Source organism: Arthrobacter sp. AG258 (assembly GCF_004364695.1).
Taxonomy (GTDB): Bacteria; Actinomycetota; Actinomycetes; order Actinomycetales; family Micrococcaceae; genus Arthrobacter.
Genome location: NZ_SOBI01000003.1, coordinates 182,047 through 202,415, shown reverse-complemented (window position 1 = coordinate 202,415; position 20,369 = coordinate 182,047). Strand labels below are relative to the sequence as shown.

Annotated in this window: 20 protein-coding genes and 2 riboswitches; of the genes, 12 read left to right on the top strand and 8 right to left on the bottom strand. The window is 67.2% G+C overall.

Going from position 1 to position 20,369, the window contains the following annotated elements; all coding sequences use genetic code 11:
- Positions 1 to 17: 17 nt before the first annotated feature.
- The 4 genes from glyA to gcvP all read right to left on the bottom strand — a co-directional run bounded on the left by glyA (position 18) and on the right by gcvP (position 5,939).
- A complete protein-coding gene (gene glyA, locus DFO47_RS07305) occupies positions 18 to 1,340 on the bottom strand; it encodes a serine hydroxymethyltransferase (RefSeq protein WP_133831188.1) in 1,323 nt (440 codons plus the stop codon).
- Positions 1,337 to 1,720, bottom strand: coding sequence for a glycine cleavage system protein GcvH (gene gcvH / locus DFO47_RS07300; RefSeq protein ID WP_018763959.1), 384 nt, complete (start codon positions 1,718 to 1,720; stop codon positions 1,337 to 1,339). Before gcvH ends, glyA begins: the two co-directional genes overlap by 4 nt.
- Positions 1,721 to 1,902: 182 nt before the next feature.
- Positions 1,903 to 3,051, bottom strand: coding sequence for a glycine cleavage system aminomethyltransferase GcvT (gcvT, locus tag DFO47_RS07295; protein WP_133831187.1), 1,149 nt, complete (start codon positions 3,049 to 3,051; stop codon positions 1,903 to 1,905).
- Between the two features lie 5 nt (positions 3,052 to 3,056).
- Positions 3,057 to 5,939, bottom strand: coding sequence for an aminomethyl-transferring glycine dehydrogenase (gcvP, locus tag DFO47_RS07290; RefSeq protein ID WP_133831186.1), 2,883 nt, complete (start codon positions 5,937 to 5,939; stop codon positions 3,057 to 3,059).
- A 159-nt stretch (positions 5,940 to 6,098) separates the two neighbouring features.
- Positions 6,099 to 6,199: riboswitch (glycine riboswitch) on the bottom strand.
- Positions 6,200 to 6,489: 290 nt separating this feature from the next.
- A riboswitch (glycine riboswitch) is annotated at positions 6,490 to 6,588 on the top strand.
- Positions 6,589 to 6,732: 144 nt separating this feature from the next.
- Here gcvP and cycA point away from each other — a divergent pair.
- From cycA to DFO47_RS07275, 3 genes are all read left to right on the top strand, one after another.
- Positions 6,733 to 8,259 (top strand): D-serine/D-alanine/glycine transporter, encoded by a 1,527-nt coding sequence (gene cycA, locus DFO47_RS07285; protein WP_133831185.1) that lies wholly within the window; start codon positions 6,733 to 6,735, stop codon positions 8,257 to 8,259.
- A gap of 78 nt (positions 8,260 to 8,337) precedes the next feature.
- Positions 8,338 to 9,141, top strand: coding sequence for a hypothetical protein (locus DFO47_RS07280; RefSeq protein WP_018763955.1), 804 nt, complete (start codon positions 8,338 to 8,340; stop codon positions 9,139 to 9,141).
- Positions 9,125 to 9,874, top strand: a complete 750-nt coding sequence (locus DFO47_RS07275) for a 5-oxoprolinase subunit PxpA (RefSeq protein ID WP_133831184.1) — start codon at positions 9,125 to 9,127, stop codon at positions 9,872 to 9,874. The genes DFO47_RS07280 and DFO47_RS07275 overlap by 17 nt, the downstream gene beginning before the upstream one ends.
- A gap of 197 nt (positions 9,875 to 10,071) precedes the next feature.
- On the opposite strand, the gene DFO47_RS07270 is transcribed toward DFO47_RS07275, so the two are convergent.
- Positions 10,072 to 11,640: an HNH endonuclease signature motif containing protein gene (locus DFO47_RS07270; RefSeq protein WP_243835377.1), complete on the bottom strand. Its 1,569-nt coding sequence runs from the start codon at positions 11,638 to 11,640 to the stop codon at positions 10,072 to 10,074.
- Positions 11,641 to 11,805: 165 nt separating this feature from the next.
- On the bottom strand, positions 11,806 to 13,167 hold the full coding sequence (locus DFO47_RS07265; protein WP_133831183.1) for a DUF445 domain-containing protein: 1,362 nt from the start codon (positions 13,165 to 13,167) through the stop codon (positions 11,806 to 11,808).
- Between the two features lie 49 nt (positions 13,168 to 13,216).
- Here DFO47_RS07265 and DFO47_RS07260 point away from each other — a divergent pair, with 49 nt between their 5' ends.
- The 7 genes from DFO47_RS07260 (at position 13,217) to DFO47_RS07230 (ending at position 17,971) form a co-directional block, all read left to right on the top strand.
- On the top strand, positions 13,217 to 14,116 hold the full coding sequence (locus DFO47_RS07260) for a glycerophosphodiester phosphodiesterase family protein (RefSeq protein WP_133831182.1): 900 nt from the start codon (positions 13,217 to 13,219) through the stop codon (positions 14,114 to 14,116).
- A 7-nt stretch (positions 14,117 to 14,123) separates the two neighbouring features.
- Complete coding sequence (locus tag DFO47_RS07255) at positions 14,124 to 15,455, top strand: CoA transferase (RefSeq protein WP_133831181.1); 1,332 nt, start codon at positions 14,124 to 14,126, stop codon at positions 15,453 to 15,455.
- Positions 15,456 to 15,657: 202 nt separating this feature from the next.
- Positions 15,658 to 16,086 (top strand): hypothetical protein, encoded by a 429-nt coding sequence (locus tag DFO47_RS07250; RefSeq protein WP_133831441.1) that lies wholly within the window; start codon positions 15,658 to 15,660, stop codon positions 16,084 to 16,086.
- A complete protein-coding gene (locus DFO47_RS07245; RefSeq protein WP_133831180.1) occupies positions 16,083 to 16,871 on the top strand; it encodes an AzlC family ABC transporter permease in 789 nt (262 codons plus the stop codon). The genes DFO47_RS07250 and DFO47_RS07245 overlap by 4 nt, the downstream gene beginning before the upstream one ends.
- The gene (locus DFO47_RS07240; RefSeq protein ID WP_018763036.1) at positions 16,868 to 17,179 is read left to right on the top strand and encodes an AzlD domain-containing protein; all 312 of its coding nucleotides are present in this window, start codon (positions 16,868 to 16,870) and stop codon (positions 17,177 to 17,179) included. The genes DFO47_RS07245 and DFO47_RS07240 overlap by 4 nt, the downstream gene beginning before the upstream one ends.
- A gap of 106 nt (positions 17,180 to 17,285) precedes the next feature.
- Positions 17,286 to 17,543, top strand: a complete 258-nt coding sequence (locus DFO47_RS07235; protein WP_018763037.1) for a hypothetical protein — start codon at positions 17,286 to 17,288, stop codon at positions 17,541 to 17,543.
- 83 nt (positions 17,544 to 17,626) lie between these two features.
- Positions 17,627 to 17,971, top strand: coding sequence for a hypothetical protein (locus DFO47_RS07230; protein ID WP_133831179.1), 345 nt, complete (start codon positions 17,627 to 17,629; stop codon positions 17,969 to 17,971).
- Between the two features lie 78 nt (positions 17,972 to 18,049).
- On the opposite strand, the gene DFO47_RS07225 is transcribed toward DFO47_RS07230, so the two are convergent.
- The gene (locus DFO47_RS07225) at positions 18,050 to 18,274 is read right to left on the bottom strand and encodes a hypothetical protein (RefSeq protein ID WP_133831178.1); all 225 of its coding nucleotides are present in this window, start codon (positions 18,272 to 18,274) and stop codon (positions 18,050 to 18,052) included.
- A gap of 242 nt (positions 18,275 to 18,516) precedes the next feature.
- Positions 18,517 to 19,134, bottom strand: coding sequence for a TetR/AcrR family transcriptional regulator (locus DFO47_RS07220; protein WP_026264947.1), 618 nt, complete (start codon positions 19,132 to 19,134; stop codon positions 18,517 to 18,519).
- A gap of 122 nt (positions 19,135 to 19,256) precedes the next feature.
- Between DFO47_RS07220 and DFO47_RS07215 the strand changes: the two genes are divergently transcribed.
- Together DFO47_RS07215 and DFO47_RS07210 are read left to right on the top strand one after the other, a co-directional pair.
- On the top strand, positions 19,257 to 19,580 hold the full coding sequence (locus DFO47_RS07215) for a thiamine-binding protein (RefSeq protein WP_133831177.1): 324 nt from the start codon (positions 19,257 to 19,259) through the stop codon (positions 19,578 to 19,580).
- Positions 19,581 to 19,639: 59 nt separating this feature from the next.
- Positions 19,640 to 20,332 (top strand): O-methyltransferase, encoded by a 693-nt coding sequence (locus DFO47_RS07210; protein ID WP_133831176.1) that lies wholly within the window; start codon positions 19,640 to 19,642, stop codon positions 20,330 to 20,332.
- Positions 20,333 to 20,369 lie beyond the last annotated feature (37 nt).

Genomic DNA, 20,369 nt, shown 5'->3' with positions numbered 1-20,369 from the left:
GCCTGTCGGAACCAGGGTCAGGACAGGGGCGCGATGCCTGGGTAAAGCGGGTGGGCTGTGGCGAGGGCCTCGACGCGGTGACGGAGCCCGGAAAGGTCCGCGCCGGCGTCGGCCGTCAATGCCTCGGCGATGATGTCCGCAACCTCCCGGAAGGCGTCCTCGCCGAAGCCGCGGGTGGCCAGCGCCGGGGTGCCGATGCGCAGGCCTGAGGTGACCATGGGCGGGCGCGGGTCGAAGGGCACGGCATTGCGGTTGACGGTGATGTCGATCGCGGCGAGCCGGTCCTCGGCCTGCTGTCCGTCAAGTTCGCAGTTGCGCAGGTCGACAAGGACCAGGTGCACGTCGGTGCCGCCGGAGACCACACTGATGCCCTTTGCCACAACGTCCGGCTGGACCAGGCGTTCTGCCAGCAGGCGCGCGCCGGCGAGCACACGTTCCTGGCGTTCGCGGAACTCTTCGGTGGCGGCGATCTTGAAGGCCACCGCCTTGCCGGCGATGACGTGTTCCAGCGGGCCGCCCTGCTGTCCCGGGAACACTGCCGAGTTGATCTTCTTGGCGATGTCGGCGTCGTTGCTCAGGATGATCCCGCCGCGCGGACCGGCGAGGGTCTTGTGCGTGGTGGAGGTGGTGACGTGCGCGTGCGGCACCGGGCTCGGGTGCAGGCCTGCTGCGACCAGCCCGGCGAAGTGCGCCATGTCCACCATCAGGTACGCGCCCACGGAATCGGCGATCCGGCGGAACTCGGCGAAATCCAGCTGGCGGGCGTAGGCGGACCAGCCGGCCACGATGAGCTGCGGCTTGTGCTCCTGGGCCAGGCGTTCCACCTCGGCCATGTCGATGGTGTGGGTGTCCTCCCGGACCTGGTACGGCACCACGTTGTAGAGCTTGCCGGAGAAGTTGATGCGCATGCCGTGCGTGAGGTGGCCGCCGTGCGCCAGGTTCAGGCCCATGATGGTGTCGCCGGGCTTGATCAGGGCGTGCATCACGGAGGCGTTGGCCTGCGCTCCGGAGTGCGGCTGGACGTTGGCGTACTCCGCGCCGAACAGGGCCTTCACCCGGTCGATCGCCAGTTGCTCGATCACGTCGACGTGTTCGCAGCCGCCGTAGTAGCGCTTGCCCGGGTAGCCCTCGGCGTACTTGTTGGTCAGGACTGAGCCTTGGGCCTGCATGACGGCGGCGGCCGTGTGGTTCTCGGAGGCGATCATTTCCAGGCCGTCGCGCTGGCGGCCAAGCTCGTCGTCGATCCTGGCGGCAACCTCAGGGTCCAGGACGGACAGGTCGGCGTTCAGGCTGGGGGAGGCCACCTGATCGAAGGCGCCCACTTCTGCCGGGGCGCTCACAGCTCGCCGCCGTTTGCTGCGGCGTATTCCTCGGCGGACATGAGCGGGCCTTCCTCGGTGACGGACACCTTGAAGAGCCAGCCTGCACCGTAGGGATCGCTGTTGATCAGGGCGGGGTCCGAGACCACGCCGTCGTTGATCTCGGTGACCTCGCCGGTGACCGGGGCGTAGAGGTCGGAGACGGACTTGGTGGATTCCACCTCGCCGCAGGTTTCGCCGGCCGTGACGATGGAGCCGACCTCGGGCAGATCCACGTAGACGATGTCGCCCAACGCGTCGGCAGCCACGGCGGAAATCCCGATCCCCGCAGGCCCGGATCCGTCCACAGCAACCCATTCGTGCTCGGCAGAGTATTTCAGTTCAGCTACAACTTTTGCCATGTGTGTTTCCTTGGGTTCGTGTTGAGAAAGTGAGAAAGCGTTGGGTTGATTCCCGCAACAAGTGAGCGGGCGTTGGGTTGATTCCCGCAAGAAGTGAGCGGGCGTTGGGTTGATGCCCGCAAGAAGTGAGCGGGCGTTGGGTCCTGCGGGTGCGGCCCCCTGGCCGAACCCAGCCCCGGAAGCTACTTCTGGCGCCTGTAAAACGGGAGGGGGACCACTTCGAAGCGCTCGGGCTTTCCGCGGAGGTCAATGTCAAGGACGGTGCCGACTTCAGCAAATTCGACCTCGACGTAGGCCATGGCGATGGGGTATCCGAGGGTGGGGGAGGGCTGGCCGGAGGTTACTTCGCCCACCAGGGTTCCGTCCTTAAGGACGGGGTAATGGGCGCGGCCGGCGCGGCGTCCGGCACCCCTGAGGCCCACCAGCTTCTGCCCGATGGTTGATCCGACTCCGGCGGCCTTGATGGCTGCCAGGGCGTCCTTGCCCACGAAGTCGCCTTCCTTGGCCAGCGACACCACGGGGCCCAGGCCTGCCGCGTAAGCGTTGACGTAGCGGGAGAGTTCGTTGCCGTAGAGCGGCATCCCGGCTTCGAGGCGGAGCGAGTCGCGGGCGGCGAGGCCGGCGGGCACCAGGCCGGAGCCTTCGCCGGCCTGGAGCAGTGCCTCCCACAGCGCGGGCGCGTCCAGGTTGGGAACATAGATCTCGAACCCGTCCTCGCCGGTGTAGCCGGTCCGGGCCACGAGCAGGTCTTGGACCGTGCCGTTGACGGCGATGCCCACCTCCACGGCGGCGTAGTACTTGAGCCCGGTGAGCAGTGCGTGCTGTTCGGCCGGGACCAGCGTCAGGAGGATCGCTTCGGAATTCGGTCCCTGGACGGCGATCAGCGAGGTGTTGGCGGAGGCGTCCTCCACAGTGACGTCGAAGGCGGCGGAGCGTTCCAGGAGTTCCTTGGCCACCACTGCGGCGTTGCCCGCGTTGGGCACCACCAGGTACCTGTCAACGCCCTCTTCGGGGGATGGCCGGCGGTAGGTGATGAGGTCGTCGATGATGCCGCCGTCTTCGTTGCAGATCAGCGAGTACTTTGCCTTGCCGATGGCGACCGCGGAGATCTTGCCCACCAGGGCGTAGTCCAGGAACGCGGCGGCGTCGGGGCCGGTGACCCAGACTTCTCCCATGTGGGAGAGGTCGAACAGCCCGGCGGCCTTGCGGACGGCGTGGTGTTCCGCGAGTTCAGACTCGTACTTGAGCGGCATCTGCCAGCCGCCGAAGTCCGTGAACGAGGCCCCGGCCTTCTTGTGCTGCTCGAAAAGAGCGGTGTAGTTCTCGGTCATGGGAATCAGTCTTCCAATCCGGTGATTGAGCTTGTCGAAGTCTCGAACGCTTCGAGGGGCGGGCAGGAGCAGACCAGGTTCCGGTCGCCGGCGGCGCCGTCGATCCGGCCGACGGGCGGGAAATACTTGTCCTGGCGGAGCGAGGCAACGGGGAAGGCCGCCTGCTCCCGCGGGTAGGCGCGGTCCCAGTCAGAGCTGACGACGGCGGCCGCAGTGTGGGGTGCGTTGCGCACCGGGGATGCCTCCAGGGTGATGTCGCCGTTGGCCACCTGGTCGATTTCCTGGCGGATGGTGATCATGGCCTCGATGAAGCGGTCGATCTCGGCGAGGTCCTCGGACTCGGTGGGTTCCACCATGAGGGTGCCCGCGACGGGGAAGGACAGGGTGGGGGCGTGGAACCCGAAGTCGATCAGCCGCTTGGCCACGTCCTCGGCCGTCACGCCGGTCTTCGCGGTGAGTTCGCGCAGGTCCAGGATGCACTCGTGCGCCACCAGGCCGCCTTCGCCGGTGTAGAGGACCGGGAAGTACTCGTTCAGGCGGGACGCGACATAGTTCGCGGCCAGCAGCGCGGACTTGGTGGCCTCGGTCAGGCCCTGCCCGCCCATCAGCTTCACGTACGCCCACGAGATCGGCAGCACACCGGCCGAACCGAACCGGGACGCCGAGATCGCCACCCCGTGCCCGGGTTCGTGCGCGGCCTTGTTCGCATCGCCCGGCATGAACGGTGCCAGGTGCGCCTTGGCGGCAACGGGCCCGACGCCGGGTCCCCCGCCGCCGTGCGGGATGCAGAAGGTCTTGTGCAGGTTCAGGTGGGACACGTCCCCGCCGAACCGGCCCGGCTGGGCCAGCCCCACCAGGGCGTTCAGGTTGGCCCCGTCGATGTAGACCTGGCCGCCGGCGGCGTGGACGGCTTCGCAGACTTCGCGGACGTCCCCGTCGAAGACGCCGTGGGTGGAGGGGTAGGTGATCATGATGGCCGACAGGACGTCCTTGTTGGCCTCGATCTTGGCCGTCAGGTCCTCGTGGTCGATCGTGCCGTCAGCGGCGGTGGCCACGACGACGACCTTCATGCCGGCGAGGACGGCGGAGGCGGCGTTGGTGCCGTGCGCCGAGGCCGGGATCAGGCAGACGGTGCGCTGCTGCTCGCCGCGGGAGTGGTGGTAGCCGCGAATCGCGAGCAACCCTGCGAGCTCGCCCTGGGAGCCCGCGTTGGGCTGGATGGAGACCTGGTCATACCCGGTGATCGTGGCCAGGTCCGCTTCCAGGCCGGTGATGAGTTCGCGCCAGCCCTCGGTCTGGGAGTCCGGGGCGAACGGGTGGATCGAGGCGAACTCCGGCCAGGAGATGGCCTCCATCTCGGCCGTCGCGTTCAACTTCATGGTGCACGAACCCAACGGAATCATCGTCCGGTCCAGCGCCAGGTCACGGTCCGAGAGCTTCCGGATGTAACGCAGCAACTGGGTTTCAGACCGGTGCGTATTGAACACCGGGTGCTGCAGATAGGCCGAGGTGCGCAAAATAGTGTCGGGCAGTTCGAATCCCTGAGCGTCACCCACCGGACCGGCGCCAAAGGCGACGGCGACGGCGGAAAGTGTTGCCGCCGTCGTCGTCTCATCAACGGAGACGCCTACCGTGTCCGGATCGATGAAGCGCAGGTTGATGCCGCGGGCTTCAGCGGCGGTGACCACCTTGGCGGCCTTGCCCGGAACGCGGACGGTGAGGGTGTCGAAGAAGGAGTCCGTGACCAGTTCGCGGCCCAGTGACGTGAGTGCTGTTGCCAGGACCCTGGCCTTGTTGTGGACGGTCTCTGCGATCGCCTTCAGGCCGTCGGGGCCGTGGTAAACGGCGTAGAAGGAGGACACGATGGCCAGCAGCGCCTGGGCGGTGCAGATGTTGGACGTGGCCTTCTCGCGGCGGATGTGCTGCTCGCGGGTCTGCAGGGCCAACCGGTAGGCAGGCGTGCCGGCGTTGTCCTTGGAGACGCCGACGATCCTGCCCGGGACGGTACGTTCCATCCCCTTTTGGACGGCCATGTAGGCGGCGTGCGGCCCCCCAAAGAACAGCGGCACGCCAAAACGCTGGGTGGAGCCGACGGCAATGTCCGCGCCCTGCTCGCCCGGAGGTGTGATCAGTGTCAGGGCCAGCAGGTCCGCAGCCACGGTGACCAGCGCGCCGCGGTCCTTGGCAGCGGTGATGACGGCGGACTGGTCCCATACGCGGCCGGAGGCGCCGGGCTGCTGCAGCACGATGCCGTTGATGGCACCCTCGGGCAGGCCCTTGGACAGGTCCGCGACCTCCACCTCGAAGCCCAGCGCCTCCGCACGGCCCCTGACAATAGCGATGGTCTGCGGAAGTACGTCGATGTCCAGGACAGTCTTGCCGTCCTTGGCTGCCGCGGACTTGTTGGCGCGGCGCATCAGCAGCACGGCCTCGGCCACGGCGGTGGCTTCATCCAGCAAGGAAGCGTTGGCTATCGGGAGCGCCGTCAGGTCCTGCACCATGGTCTGGAAGTTCAGCAGCGCCTCAAGCCGGCCCTGCGAGATTTCCGGCTGGTAGGGCGTGTAGGCGGTGTACCAGGCCGGGGATTCCAGGATGTTGCGGCGGATCACCGGCGGCGTCACGGTGTCGTAGTAACCCTGGCCGATCATCTGGACTGCCGTCTTGTTCTTGGCGGCAAGCTTCCGCAGTTCCGTGAGGACTTCAACCTCGCTGAGGGCGCCGGTCAGCTTGAGCGCAGTTTCCTGGCGGATGGGCGCGGGGACGGCCACGTCAACCAGGCCATCCAGGCTGTCGTAGCCGATGGCCTTGAGCATGGTGTCGATGTCGGCCTGGCGGCGCGCGCCGATATGGCGGTCCACGAAGGATGTTGGATGCGAATGAATCGTCATGAGGAACTCCAGGTCTGGCCGGCCAGGGTGGCACGGCGTGGGATGGGTTCCTCCCCGCTCTGTATTGGACCTGAGAGATTCCGCGTTGCCTGCTGTTGGCAGGGGACCGCTTGCACCGTCGGTGAACCAGGCCGGAGCCTGGTTGCTTTCCAGAGTCGCCTCGCCGTGACGGTACGGGGGCCTGAGAGATTCCTGGGGAGGATTTGCTCCTACGGCGCCTGACCGGTGTTTCGCCGGGAGGACTCTCCCGTCACAGCTCGAAAGGCTTATTCAAATGTGGGTGATTCGGCTCACAAGGTACCGGGATAGACCCGTCCGTGGCAAATCGGGCAGGTTCGGTGAGGGGCTTGACTGGGCGCGTGATGCCTTCGTTCCCCGCTTGTGTCGAAAGGGGTTTGACATTCGATCGTGACGGACACCACACTGAACCCGGGATTGGCGCCGCCGGTGGCTGGCTCAGCGTATCCGGAGCGGCCTACCAGTCGGCGCCTGTCCCGTGCATGCCCGGCGGCGGCCCAAAAAGCCGCCGACCTCCAACTGAATACGCCTTCGACCTGCGGCGGGAGAGTCCTGCCGGGTACACCCAGCAGGCGCCGTAGGAGCAAACCCTCCCCAGGAAACTCCCAGGCCCACGTACCGCCGCGGACAGGCAACTCTGGAAAGCAGCCGGGCATGACCTTGGCTCACCGACGGTGCAAGCGGCTTTGGCTGCGGAAACTCTCAGGTCCACAACAGAGCGGGGAGGAACCAAATCTTTGCGGCTCCAAAAGCCGCTTTATCGATGGAGTTCCTCATGGCGATTCATCCCCCCACGTCCAACAGCGAACCAGCCCGCGGCCAGGGTGCTGCCACGGCGGCCCGCAGCGGGCCTCCCCACCTGGAACGGCAACTCACCAACCGGCATATCCAGCTCATCGCCATTGGTGGCGCGATCGGCACAGGCCTGTTCATGGGTTCCGGCAAGACCATTTCCGCCGCCGGACCTTCCGTGATCTTCGTGTACATGATCATCGGCTTCATGCTTTTCTTCGTCATGCGGGCCATGGGCGAGTTGCTGCTGAGCAACCTGAACTACAAGTCCTTCAGTGATTTCGCCGCCGACCTCCTGGGTCCGTGGGCAGGCTTCTTCACCGGGTGGACGTACTGGTTCTGCTGGGTGATCACCGGAATCGCGGACGTCATCGCCATCGCCGGGTACTCAAAAGAACTTTGGCCGGCGCTGCCGCTTTGGATCCCGGGCCTGGCCACGGTGGGCATCCTGCTGCTGCTGAACCTCGCCACGGTCAAGGCGTTCGGCGAGACAGAGTTCTGGTTCGCCCTCATCAAGATCGTCGCCATCGCGGCCCTGATCATCGTGGGACTTTTCATGATCTTCACCGGTTTCCAGAGCGACGCAGGCACGGCTAGCTTCACCAACCTGTGGAGCCATGGCGGGTTCTTCCCCAATGAGTTCATGGGCTTCGTGGCCGGATTCCAGATTGCAGTATTCGCCTTCGTGGGCATCGAACTGGTGGGCACCACCGCCGCCGAGGCCAAGAATCCCGAGCGCACGCTGCCCAGGGCCATCAACGCCATCCCCGTCCGCGTGCTGCTCTTCTATGTCGGCGCGCTGGTCATCCTCATGGCAGTCACCCCGTGGACCCAGTTCGCCGCCGGCCACAGCCCCTTCATCGGGATGTTCTCCCTGGCCGGCCTCGGCGCCGCGGCCACGGTGGTCAACCTGGTGGTCCTCACTTCGGCGATGTCCTCTGCGAACTCCGGCATCTACTCCACGTCCCGCATGGTCTTCGGCCTGGCCCAGGAAGGCGACGCCCCCGGTGTCTTCAGCCGGCTCTCCACGAGGAAGGTGCCCAGCAACGCGCTGTTCCTGTCCTGCGTCCTGCTGCTGTCCGGCGTCGTACTCATGTATGCGGGCCAGGATGTTGGCATGGCCTTTGAAATGGTGACCACCGTGTCGGCCGTCTGCTTCGTCTTTGTCTGGTCGATCATCCTCGCGAGCTACATCTCTTTCCGGCGTCGCCGCCCGCACCTGCACGCGGCCTCGAAGTTCAAGATGCCCGGTGGCATCCCCGCCGTGTGGGTGGTGTACGCGTTCTTCGCCTTCGTTCTCTGGGCCCTGACCACCCAGCCCGACACGCTCGCTGCCCTGCTGGTGACTCCCGTCTGGTTCGTCATCCTCGGCGTGGCGTGGGCCATTCTCCGGCGCCGTCCCGCGCACCTGGCCCGCTTCGAGGTCTTCCGGGCCGAGCTTCGGGCCGACGAGGCCGCCGGTCGCCGCGGCGAACGCGCGGACGCAGAAGAGCCGGCCCAAAAAGTGTAAGCATGCTTAGTGTTTATCCACTTAGGATGGGATGACACGGCAGCCACGCGCTGCAGGTCGATTTGAATGAAGGTGACCATGGCCCGGCGCAGCAACCCCGCACTCCGTATCGCACAGGAAACCGCCCATAACGCGATGTTTGACGCCCAGGGCAAGCCCAAGCCCGGCGTTCACAACATGCTCCTGAAGGCCGTGCAGATCCAGCGGCCATTGGTGGTGGGCTACATCCGGAGGCTCCAGAAGAAGCATCCGCGGGCAACAGCCGCGCAGTTGGCAGACATCGCGGAACGCGACTACCTCCGGGCTGTAGCCGGAGGAGGCGCCCTGGTGGGTGCCACCGCCGTCGTCCCCGGCGTTGGAACCGTGGCGTCGCTGGGACTTTCCGCGGCCGCCACCGTTGGCTTCCTGGAAGCCACGGCCCTTTACGCAACGTCGCTGGCTGAACTGCACGGCATCAGGCTGACCAACCCGGAGAAAGCCGGCACCATGGTCATGGCCATCATGCTCGGCGAAGAGGGCACTGCGCTGCTGGGGACCCTCAGCGGCCAGGCAGCCGGCAACAGCGCAGGCAATGCCTGGGGGAGCGTTCTGTCCAAGTCGATGGTGGTGCCGGGATTCGGGAGCGTCCGTAAGCGGATCCAGTCGGCCTTCCTGAAGAACCTCCTGAAGCGGCAGGGCACTGCGTTATTTGGCCGCGCCCTTCCCTTCGGGATAGGGGCTGTTGTGGGTGGAGCCGGTAACCTCATGATGGGCCGCGCAGTGGCCAGGAACGCCCGCGAGGCTTTTGGGCCGATGCCGGACACCATTCCCGGCGAGCTGACCGCCGCTGCCGCGCCGGACAACCTGACGCTGGAAGGCAACACACTTGGATCTCAACGCTGACGTAGGGCAATCATTCGGCTCCTGGACGGCAGGAGGCGATCCGGCGATGTTCCAGGTGGCCACCAGCGTAAACGTGGCGTGCGGCCTCCACGCCGGTGACCCCATCACCATGCTGGACAGCTGCAGGGCCGCCTACGAACTGGATGTCACCGTCGGGGCCCACCTCGGCTACCGCGATCTGGCCGGCTACGGCCGCCGCGCGCTGGACATGAGTTTTGATGAGCTCTTCGGTGACGTGCTGTACCAACTGGGGGCGCTCGACGGCGTAGCGCATGCGGTGGGTGCCTCTGTGGACTACGTCAAGCCGCACGGAGCCCTGTATGAAGCGGTGATCCATGACGCCGAGCAAGCCTCCGCCGTGGTGGCGGCCGTCAACGCCTACGATCCCGGCCTGCCCATCCTGGGCTTCCCCGGCTCGGAGCTGCTCAAGCAGGCCAAGGAAGCGGGGCACCCGGTGTTCGTCGAGGCCTTCGCCGACCGTGCCTACCGCGCCGATGGCAGCCTGGTGCCGCTTTCCGAGGACGATGCCGTCCTGTACGACGTTGATGCGGTTGTCGAACGGGCTGTTCGCCTGGCTACGCGAGGCGAAGTGGCGGCCGCGGACGGAACTGTCATTGCGGTCCGGCCGGACTCCCTGTGCATTCACGGTGGGACTCCTGACGCCGTAGAGATGGCGGTCCGGATCAGGGCAGGGCTTGAGGCAGCCGGCGTCGGGCTGGAGTCCTTCGCCTAGGAGCCTGCAGCCGTAGGGCATGCCGGCTTAGCTGCTCCAGCGGCACCGCAGCTGACCGGAATCGCCTCAGCGTCACGTCCGGCTGTACCGGAGTCACTCTGACCGGGCCTGGGTTACTTCGGCTGAACCGGGGTCGCCCCAGCGTCACATCCGGCTGAACCGAAGTCGCCCCAGCTTCACCTCCGGCTGATCCGGAGTCACTCCGACAGGGCGAACGGCGTCTCGAAGAACTCTACCCACAGGGGGTCTTCCGGTGACAGGTCGTTGAGGTCTATGAGGTTGGCGTCGTCCGGTTCCCATGGCGGGAGGTCTTCAATGCCTGCCTGTTCGCCGTGGAATTGGACGGGCATTGCTTTAGTTCTGGCCGGCAGGGTTCCTGGTGGCCAGTGGGTTGGTTGGGGGTCGTGTTGTTCGGGTTTGTAGTGTCGGCCGGTGGGTGAGGTCCAGCCGGGTGGTTCGTTTTTGGTGGCTGGGTCGGGGGTCCAGGTGGTGTGGTGTTTGAGGCGGTGGTGTCGGGGGCAGAGTTGGGCCAGGTTGTGGGTTCCGGTGGTGCCGCCGTGGTGCCAGGGGTTGAGGTGGTCGGTGTCGTTGTCGGGGGTGTGGTTGGTGCAGCCGGGGAAGGTGCATGTGCGGTCCCGTAGCCGGATCCATTGTTTGATGGTCTCGGGGAGCCGGTAGCGGGTGCGGCCTATTTCCAGGGGTGCCCCGTCGCGGGGGTCGACCAGGACCCGGTAGAACGATTCCGCGCCGCCGGCGACGAGCTTTCGTGCCATGGATGCCGGGATCGGCCCGATCCCGTCCAGCACGGCCGGCTCATCGGTGAGGCCCAGCAGCGAGAACACCGGGACCGTGACCAGGACATCAGCCCGCGGCGTGGGGATCTTGCCGATAGCACCGGCATCTGCGGCAGCTTCGCCCGGGGCTGTCGCGTTTCCGGCGCCGAGGAGCAGGGACGCGGTGACGTCGGCGCGGAGCTGGGTGAGGGTGCGGGGCTCGTCGGGGGTTTGGAGGCCGCGGGCGGTGGCGGTGCTGCGGTTCCAGATCGCGCACGCGGTGTCCCCGGGCAGGTAGAGCGAGAGCCAGGCCATCCCGTCGTGGTCCGGGGCGTAATCCATCCGCCGGTCCGCCACCCCCTTGGCATGGCGTTTTTCCAGGGTTTCGGGGTGGTGGCGTTCCCGCCAGGCCCGGACCTTCGCCCGGAACCGGGACGGGACAAGGTCACCGGGCGCCGCGCCCCGGGCCGGGTTGGGCGCGTCAGGGTCGAAGAAGTGCGCCACCAGGCCGGCGGCAGAGTCGGGGGTGAGTCCTTCGGTTTCGTCGGCAACGATCCGGGCGTGCTGCCACGACACCGCACCCGTGGACAGGGCCTCGACCACAGGCGGCAGGGAGCAGACCCGGCGGGACTGCTCCACCAGCGCCCCGGAAACCCCCGAACTGATGGTCAGGACCCCAGCGATCTCCTCCACCACCGACATCTCCGCGAACGTGCGCTCCTCCACCGGAGCGTCCGGCGGACGCAGAGCATGCTGGATCTCAACCGCATCCGCCACATCCCGCGCCTTCACCGCCGCCAGCTGCGCCTCCAACCGGGCCACCACCTCCAGCCGCCCCAGACATAACTCATACCGCCGCTGCAACACATCCACATCAGCGCCAGTGCCGGTACCTGAAGCGAAGGAACCATCCACCCGAACCAGCCCGCTGAGCGCAGCAACAGAGGCAGAAACACCCTCCATCACCACCGCCAAATCAGAACCGATTCCCATAAACACATGATCCAACGAGGCACTGACATTTAGGCCTGCCGCCCAGTCCCTCCCCAGCAGCTGCCGGTGCCCCAACGTCGTGGCGCAACCAAGGTGCCGTGAGCGTGCGAGCCTCATCCCGCCGTCGTACGCGCCAAACGCACCCGGGACCTGCGGGAGCGAAAGCTACCCGAAGATGAGCTGCGCCACTGTGAAGATCGCAAGCCCCGCCAGGGAGCCCACCACCGTGCCGTTGATGCGGATGAACTGCAGGTCCTTGCCCACCTGCAGTTCGATCTTCTGCGAGGTCTCCTCGGCATCCCAACGGGCCACCGTGTCCGTGATGACCCCGGCGATGTCCGAGCGGTAAGTCTTCACCAGGTAGGCCGCGGCGTCTCCGATCCAGGCGTTGACCTTTCCCGCCAGTTCGGGGTCGCCCACCAGCCTGGTCCCGAAATCCCGCACGGCTGCCTTGAATTTGATGGTGAGTTCGCTGTCGGGATCGTCCACGGCACCGAGCAGCGCATTCTTGACGGTGCCCCACGTGCGGGACGCGAGTTCGCGCACCTCGGGATCACCCAGGACCTGGGCCTTGATGTCCTCGGCCCGGGCGATCATGGCCGGGTCGTGCTGAAGGTCCTGCGCGAGGTCGTTCAGGTACTTGTCGATCGACTGCCGCACCTGGTGGTTGGGGTCGGCCTGGACGGCCCGGACGAACTTCAGAATCTCTACGTACACCTTGTCGCCCACCAGCCCGTCCACGAACTGCGGCACCCAGGTGGGGGAGCGGTCGGACACCAGGCGGCTGACGGTCTCGTGGTTGTCGTCCACCCAGTCCGCGGCGCGGTCCACCATCAGGTCCACCAGGGTGTGGTGGTGACCGTCATGGAAGATCCGCTCGGCGAGCCTGCCCACCGGCGGGCCCCACGGCGGGGTGAGCAGGTGCTTGCGCACCATGCCCTCGATGACGGCTTGGACGTCGTCGTCATTCAAAACCTTAAAGGCGCCGCGGATCACGGCGGCACCTTCCTTGGCCACCCGCTCCGCACCACCCGGCGCGGCCAGCCACTGGCCGGCACGGCCGGCGATGTTGACGCTTGCCAGCTTGTCCTGGACCACCTGTTCGGAGAGAAAATTCGTCTCCACGAATTCGCCCAGGGAAGCGCCGATCTGGTCTTTCCGGCGGGGGATGATCGCGGTGTGCGGAATCTTGATGCCCATGGGGTATTTGAACAGGGCAGTGACGGCAAACCAGTCGGCGAGCGCGCCCACCATGCCCCCCTCGGCGGCTGCGCGCACGTACTGCAACCACGGGTAGTCCTTCTGGAGGGCAAACGCGAAGACAAAGATCACGGCCATGGCAATGAGCAGGCTCAGCGCCAGCAGCTTCATTTTCCGCAGCGCTGCCGCCTTTTCGGCGTCACCGGCGCCAGGATCGCGGGCGACGACGGCACCTGCCGCCAAGGTGCCCTGCCGCACCTGCCGCGTCGCCTCCGCTGGTGCATCCTGCGCGGCGTGCCCGGTAGTTGCCTCAGAGTTCACCTGCATGTGCCAAGCCTAGCCCCGAAGGCGGAAGCCGGTCCGCTACCGTGTGAGCATGACAACTGACGAGTCTGTGCCGCAACGGCCGTTGGTCTACGCCCACCGGGGCTCCAGCGGCACCTACGCTGAACATACCCGCGCCGCCTACCTGCAGGCCTTGGCTGACGGGGCCGACGGGGTGGAGTGCGATGTCCACCTGACCCGGGACCAGCACGTGGTACTGCTCCACGACGCCAACCTGGACCGTACCTCGGACGGCACGGGGCCGGTGGCGGACCGGACCCTGCACGAACTGCGGCAGCTGGACTTTTCGTCCTGGAAGGGGGCGCGGATTCCCGAAGCCTACGGCGCCCGTTCCGAGCAGTTCCTCACCCTTCCGGAGCTCCTGGACATCCTTCGCGGTGCGGGGCGGCCCGTGGGCCTGGCCATCGAGCTCAAGCATCCAAGCCCTTACCAGCTCAAGCTGGAGGACCGGGTACTGGAAGTGCTCCGCAGCGAAGGCTGGGATCCGGAAAGCTCCACGCTGGACAACGTGGCCGTGACCTTCATGAGTTTCAGCCCCGATTCAGTCCGCCACCTCCTGGAATCCGTCCCGCCCCGCTACATTTGCCAGCTCGTGGACGATCTCACCGTCCACGAGATACGCGGCGGACTGGGCGTGGGCCCGATTACCGGCGGAGCGATCGCCAACCTGATGAAGGCCACCCAACTTGAGGGCGAACAAATCCTGGACGACTGCCTGGTGGGCATGGCGGGTCCCGGCATCGACTATGTCCGCGAACGCCGGGACACCGTCCGCCGCTGGCTGGACTCCGGCCGGCGCTTCAGGGTCTGGACGGTCGACGCGCCGGAGGACGTTGACCTGTGCCAGGACCTGGGCATCCAGGAGATCACCACCAATGTGCCGGCCCGGGTCCTGGGCCAGCTCCGCGTGGCGTCACCGCAGGCGAAGTAGGACGGCCGTGGCGGAGGGCGGCGTCGGCGGATCCTTCCCGCGCAGGTGGTGGGCCGGTCCGCTGGACGTGGAGGGTCTGGCCCTGCAGTCGGTGGGGGCAGCGGCGGAGGCGCTGAACCGGTACACGGGTGACGCGGGCCGGTTCAGCACCTCCGCTGCCTTGACGGCGGCAGCCTTCGACTCCTTCGGGCACCTGCGGATCGAGGGGCGCCAGCTGCAGGGCTTTGCGCCGCTGTCGGGCTTCCGGCGCACCGCGGACGGCTGGATCCGGCTGCACGCCAACTACCCGCACCATGAGCAGCGGCTGCTGCAGGCGCTGGGGGCGTCCTCCGCCGATGACGCGGACCAGGCACTCCGCGCCATGCCGTCGCTGCAGGCGGAAGCTGCCATCCAAGGCAACGGCGGGATCGCTGCGGCCGTAAGGACCCGCACCGAATGGCTGGCGACGGACATGGGCCGGGCCGCCGGCCAAGGACCCTGGGCCGCTGTGGAGTTTGCCGATGGTGCGACGGCGGGCCTGGGCCTGGCTGACGTCGCCGCAACAACCCCGGGTCGTCGGCACACTGTTGGCCGGCCCCTGGGTGGCGTCCGCGTCCTGGACCTGACCCGGGTTATCGCAGGGCCCGTCGCCACCCGTTTGCTGGCCGCGCTCGGAGCGGATGTCCTCCGGATCGACCCGCCGGCTTTCCCCGAGATCGCGGACCAGTTCGTGGACACGGCATTCGGCAAGCGCAGCGCGGAAGCCGATCTTGGCCTCCCGGCAAACCAGCACAGCCTGCGGCAGCTCCTGGCCGGCGCGGATGTAGTGGTCACCGGCTACCGGCACGCCGCCCTGGACCGTTTTGGGCTCAACCCCCGGGAATTGCTGGCCGCACACCCGGGCCTGGTGGTGGTTACCCTCAACAGTTGGGGCACGACCGGGCACTGGAGCGGCCTGCGCGGCTTCGACAGCATTGTCCAGGCCGCCTGCGGGATTGCCCGCGCGTACGGGAGGAACGACGACGACGGCTGGCGCCCGGGTGCCCTCCCGGTCCAGGCGCTGGACCACGCCACAGGGTACGGCGTGGCGGCGGCGGTGATCCACCTGCTGGACAGCCGCAGGCAGGCGGGGGTGGGCGCCGCTGCGCACCTGTCTCTGGCCCGGACGGCGGAGGAACTGTTTGCGTTGCCGGACACCGAGGCAGGCCGCGGGGAGCTGGCAGCACCGGAGTGCCGCACCATGGACAGCCCCTACGGCGTGCTCCGCTACGTTGGGCCGCCGCTGCTTTCCGGCGGCCGGCCCCTGGACTATCCGTCTCCGCCCCCGGGCTACGGCAGTTCCACGCTGACCTGGGCCTGAAGGAAAGGCCCCGCGTCGCCTCTTTTCCGCCCCGCCGCGGCCGGGCCAGCCGGGTTTCGAGCGCCGGCTCCTGCTGTGGTTGAGTGGTTCCATGTCTTTTCCCCGGTCCGGCCCCGCTGTCCAGGGCCTGCCCTTGCACGTCCTGCCCTTGCACGTCCTGCCCTTGCACTGCCTTCCACTCCAAGGCTTGTCCGCCGCTGCCATGGGTGCCCTCCTGCTGGCCAGTGCCGGCAAGCATTTCCGGGACCCTGGTTTCTTCCGTGACGTTGTTCCGGAATACCTCTGCCGCGTGGATCCGCAACCCGGTCTGCCTCAGGTGCCCCAGCACCCGCTGGCGCTCCTTTCCCGGGACGAATGGATCGCGGTGAGCGGGCTGCTGGAACTGGCTGCCGCCGTCGGCGTCCTCCTCCCGCCTACCCGGAAGCTGACTGCCACCGCCCTCACCGGAATGTTAACCGCATTCCTGGCAGGGCACGTCGACGCCCTGGTGCGGGCGTACGGTCCGGAGGGTTCGCCCCGCCGCCGGAAGATCCACTCGCTGCGGCTCCCGCTGCAGGCGCCACTGATCCTGTGGGCCTGGAGCCTGCGGAAGCCGGCCTCGCCAGGGTGCCCGCCGGGACGCCGGCCGTGAAACTGACGGGCTCGCCCGCGGTGAAGGTGGGAATCTCCATCAGCATCGCTACCGGCCTGTATGGAATCTCCTTTGGGGCGTTGTCAGTGACGTCCGGCCTCAACCTGTGGCAGACCATGGCGCTGAGCCTGCTCCTGTTCAGCGGCGGCTCGCAGTTCGCGTTCATCGGTGTCGTTGCCGGAGGAGGCTCGGGTATCGCGGCCATGAGCGCCGCCACCTTGTTGGGCATGCGCAACGGCATCTACGGCATGCAGTTGAACGCGCTGCTGAGGCCCAGCGGCTGGCGCAAGTACGTGGGTGCGCAGCTGACCATCGACGAGTCCACCGCCACCAGCACCGGACAGACGGATCCGGCCGAGCAGCGCCGCGGATTCTGGACCGCCGGGATTGGCATTTATGTGCTGTGGAACATCTTCACGCTCGTAGGCGCCCTGGCCGGGAGCGGCCTGGGCGATCCCAAGAAGTGGGGACTCGATGGCGCCGCCGTGGCAGCGTTCCTCGCACTGCTCTGGCCGCGGCTAAAGGGCCGGGAGCCCGTTGCGATCGCGGTGGCGTGCGCCGTAGCCACCGTGATTGCCGTGCCGTTCGTGCCGCCGGGGGTCCCTATCCTGGTGGCAGCTGTGGTGGCGGCGCTGGCGGGATGGCTAGGCCACGGCCGGCGTGACGAAGGCCTCGAACCGGACATCGAGCCATACGGGCACCCGGCCGGCCGCCACGCTCGCGGGAGTGCACCGCAGGCAGGCGCGGAGCGCGGCGACACCACTGGCCGGGCGGCCGCCCCATGAGCCTGTGGATCTGGCTGCTGATCGCGTGTGCCCTTGCCTACGCGTGGAAACTCGTGGGGTATTTCGTTCCTGCCAAGCTCCTGGCGGACCCTCGTGCCTCGCGTATTGCCGGCACCATGACCATCGGGCTGCTCGCCTCGCTGACCGTGGTCAACGCCGTGGCCTCCGGACAGGCGCTGGCCGCCGACGCGCGGCTGGGTGCGCTGGCCGCGGCCGCGGTGGCCCTGGCGTTCCGGGCGCCTTTCCTGGTGGTGGTTATCGCCGGGGCAGGAACCGCGGCGCTGCTGAGGCTGCTGGGCTGGAACTGACCACCAGCATCACAGAGTGATATAGATCACGCCCTGCGTGGTTTGCCGGTTGTATCATGAAATCGGCTTATGCAGCTGGCCACGGCATTCGCGATGAACGGCACCCATGGAAAACAAGCTGCAGGTGGCAAGGGACTTGGCGGGCGGTCCCCGGCAAAAAAATGCTCGACGCCGGGCGGGACTTCCCGCCAAACGTTTCTTCAAGCGCTTTGCAGGCCTGTCGGACGTGCCGCCGGAGGACCTGGAAATCCTGTCGCAGAGGCTGCAGGCGGCACTCGACCTGGACCCGTCGTCGTCCGCCCCTGCCTTGCAAGCCCTGGTGCGCCGGGAGGTCCGCAAGCGGGCTGAGGGCGGCAGGGCCTAACGCCCCCAGCCTTCCGGGTGCCGCGTATGGTGCACTGGAACAGAGGCGGCCCTCACGGGCGCTGCCACAAAGGAGGAACCGAAATGGACGAACAGTCACGGCCCGCCGGGCCGGAAGACGGCCAGGGCACCGAGGACGCCGGGAAAGACAGGCCGGAAGATTACTCCGCCGGGAGTTCGCCAGCGGAGCAGCCTGCGAAGCAGCGGTCCGCCTATCTTGATCCCCGCGGCTCGGAAGGAACCCGGGAACTGCGGGACACTGCCAGGCGACGCCGGGATGCGGAAGAAAAGCTGCAGCAGCACCTGATGGAAGCGAAAGAACACGTCCCCAACGAGTTCCACGAACACCACCCGCACGCCCACGACGCCGAACCGGGCCGGCCCGAGGGCAAAGGCGATGCTGCAGAAAAGGCCCCGGAAGAATCCTGACTGCCGTGCCCGGCATCGAGCAGGGGCGGGTTGCATTTCCGTGCTGTCCGGGATGAGCCCCGGGCGGGGGCTCGCTGGCTAAGCCAGTCTTTGGCTGGCTCCATCTGGCGAAGCGGCCCTGCGGCAGCTTTCCTCGACTGCCATCTCGTACCACGCCTCGGCGCCAAACTCGGGCTCTGGCGTATCAAGGTTCTGGTAGAGGGCGTCCAGCAGCTCCGCGAGTTCCGCAGGCTCCAGCACCGGGAGAACTTCCTCGGGGCCACGGGGGTCCGTGAGGTAGCGGACAAGGTGTGAACTGTTCATTGCAGTGCTGCCATTGCGCGGCGGAAGGGCGCAAAATTGCTCATGGGTCGCCTCCAGCTGAAATTCCCGCGGCTGGCTGCTTAACCTCTCCAGATTCTATGGCACTGGACAAGGCCCCCACAATGTAGCCGCCCCCACAATGTAGCCGCCCCCACAATGTATCCCGCCCGGCAATGGACCCCACCCGGCAATGGACCTGGCGCGGCGGCTCCGCGGCGGATGGCCAGTGGGCCAGGGCCGGTTCAGGCCGTGGGGGCCGGGACAGGCACGTGCGCGGGAAGCGGACGCGCCGGCCGGTCGGCGCGGATGGCATCCTCCACCAGCGCCAGGGGCCGCCGCCACGCATCGGAGCCGGGCTCCATGGTGTCCACCACGCCGATCAGCATGGCAAGCAGCCGGAACATGTCGGTCATGGAAATGTCGGCACGCAGCGTGCCCTGTCCTTGTCCCCGGACCAGCAGCACACTGATGGACTCCATGAGCGAACCGGTGATCCCGGTGAGGAGTTCCCGCCGTCCGGCGACGGCGCACAGCAGGTTGGCGTCGGCGCTGGCGGCCGCCATCAGTGCTTCGAGTACGCGCAGCAACCCCGCTGTGGCGTCGATATCGGCCAGGGCGCCGTCCATGACGGGGTCCACGGTAAGGCGGAGTTGCCGGTTGAGCGCAGCGAGGACCAGTTCTTCCTTGTCCGCGAAGTTCCGGAACAGGGTAGCCGGGCCCACTCCGGCCGTTGTTGCGATGGTTTGGAGCGGCACTTCGGGACCGAATTCCCGGAAACACTGGCGCGCCGCCGTGATGATCTTGTCCACGTTCCGCGCTGCGTCCGCACGGAGGGGCTTTCGGGCGACTGCGAGGCTCATGGCCAACAGGTTAGCAACGGAGGCTCCGGCCGGCATGGTTACCGCAGGGTAGGCGCTTATGTGACGGCCGCTGCCGGTGGTCCAGCCTGCGGCGGGCGGGATCCGCGTGGGACACTGGGGGCATGTTGCTTGCATTTTCCGTGGCTCCCTCAGGTGTTCCCAGCGAGGGCGCCAGGCCCGACGACGCTTCAGTGCACGACGCCGTTGCCGCCGCGGTGAAGATCGTCCGGGAGTCGGGTCTGCCCAACCGGACGGATTCGATGTTCACCACCATCGAGGGTGAATGGGACGAGGTGTTCGACGTCGTCAAGCGTGCCACCGAGGCTGTGGGACGTTACGGCAGCCGGGTGTCGTTGGTGATCAAGGCTGATATCCGGCCGGGTTACTCGGGCGAACTCACCGCGAAAGTGGACCGCCTGGAAGGCGCACTGGCCCAGGAATCCTGAGCCCGCGGGAGGACCGGACGCATCTGGACCCCCACGGCGCCCCGTGCCAAACTGTGCCCATGTTCGAGCACAAGCCCCGTCCGGAGTGGATAGCCACCGAAGAGTTCCTGTCCCGAACCGTGGTGCATCCGGATGCGGCCCTCCAGCAGGCCATCCGGGCGGCGGCGGATGCCGGGATGCCCGCCATCGAGGTGGCACCCAACGCCGGGAAGCTGCTGAAGCTGCTGGTCCAGATGTCCGGGGCCCGCCGCATCCTGGAAATCGGGACACTGGCCGGCTACAGCACCATCTGGCTGGGCCGGGGCCTTCCGCCCAGTGGCACGCTGGTCACGTGCGAATACCTGCCCCAGCACGCCGAGGTGGCGTGGGCGAACATTGACGGCGCCGGCCTGGGGGAGAAAGTGGAGATCCGGCTGGGGCCGGCGCTCGACACCCTTGCCGCCCTTGAGGAAGAGGACCGGGAACCGTTCGACTTCATCTTCATTGACGCCGACAAGCAGAACAACAGCCACTACCTTGAGTGGGCCGTCAGGCTGGGCAGGCCGGGTGCCACCGTGGTGGTGGACAACACCATCTGGGAGGGGGCAGTCCTGGACCCGGGCATGGATCCGGTCAATGCGCCCGGAATCATTGACGCACTCACGCTCCTGGGCAACCACCCGCGCCTGGACGCCACCGTAATCCAGACCGTGGGCTCCAAAGGCTGGGACGGATTCGCCGTTGCCCGCATCCTCCCGCCAAATAGTAAGTAAGCTGTGTAGATGCGTCCCGGGGGCCGGGCGCCCCCAG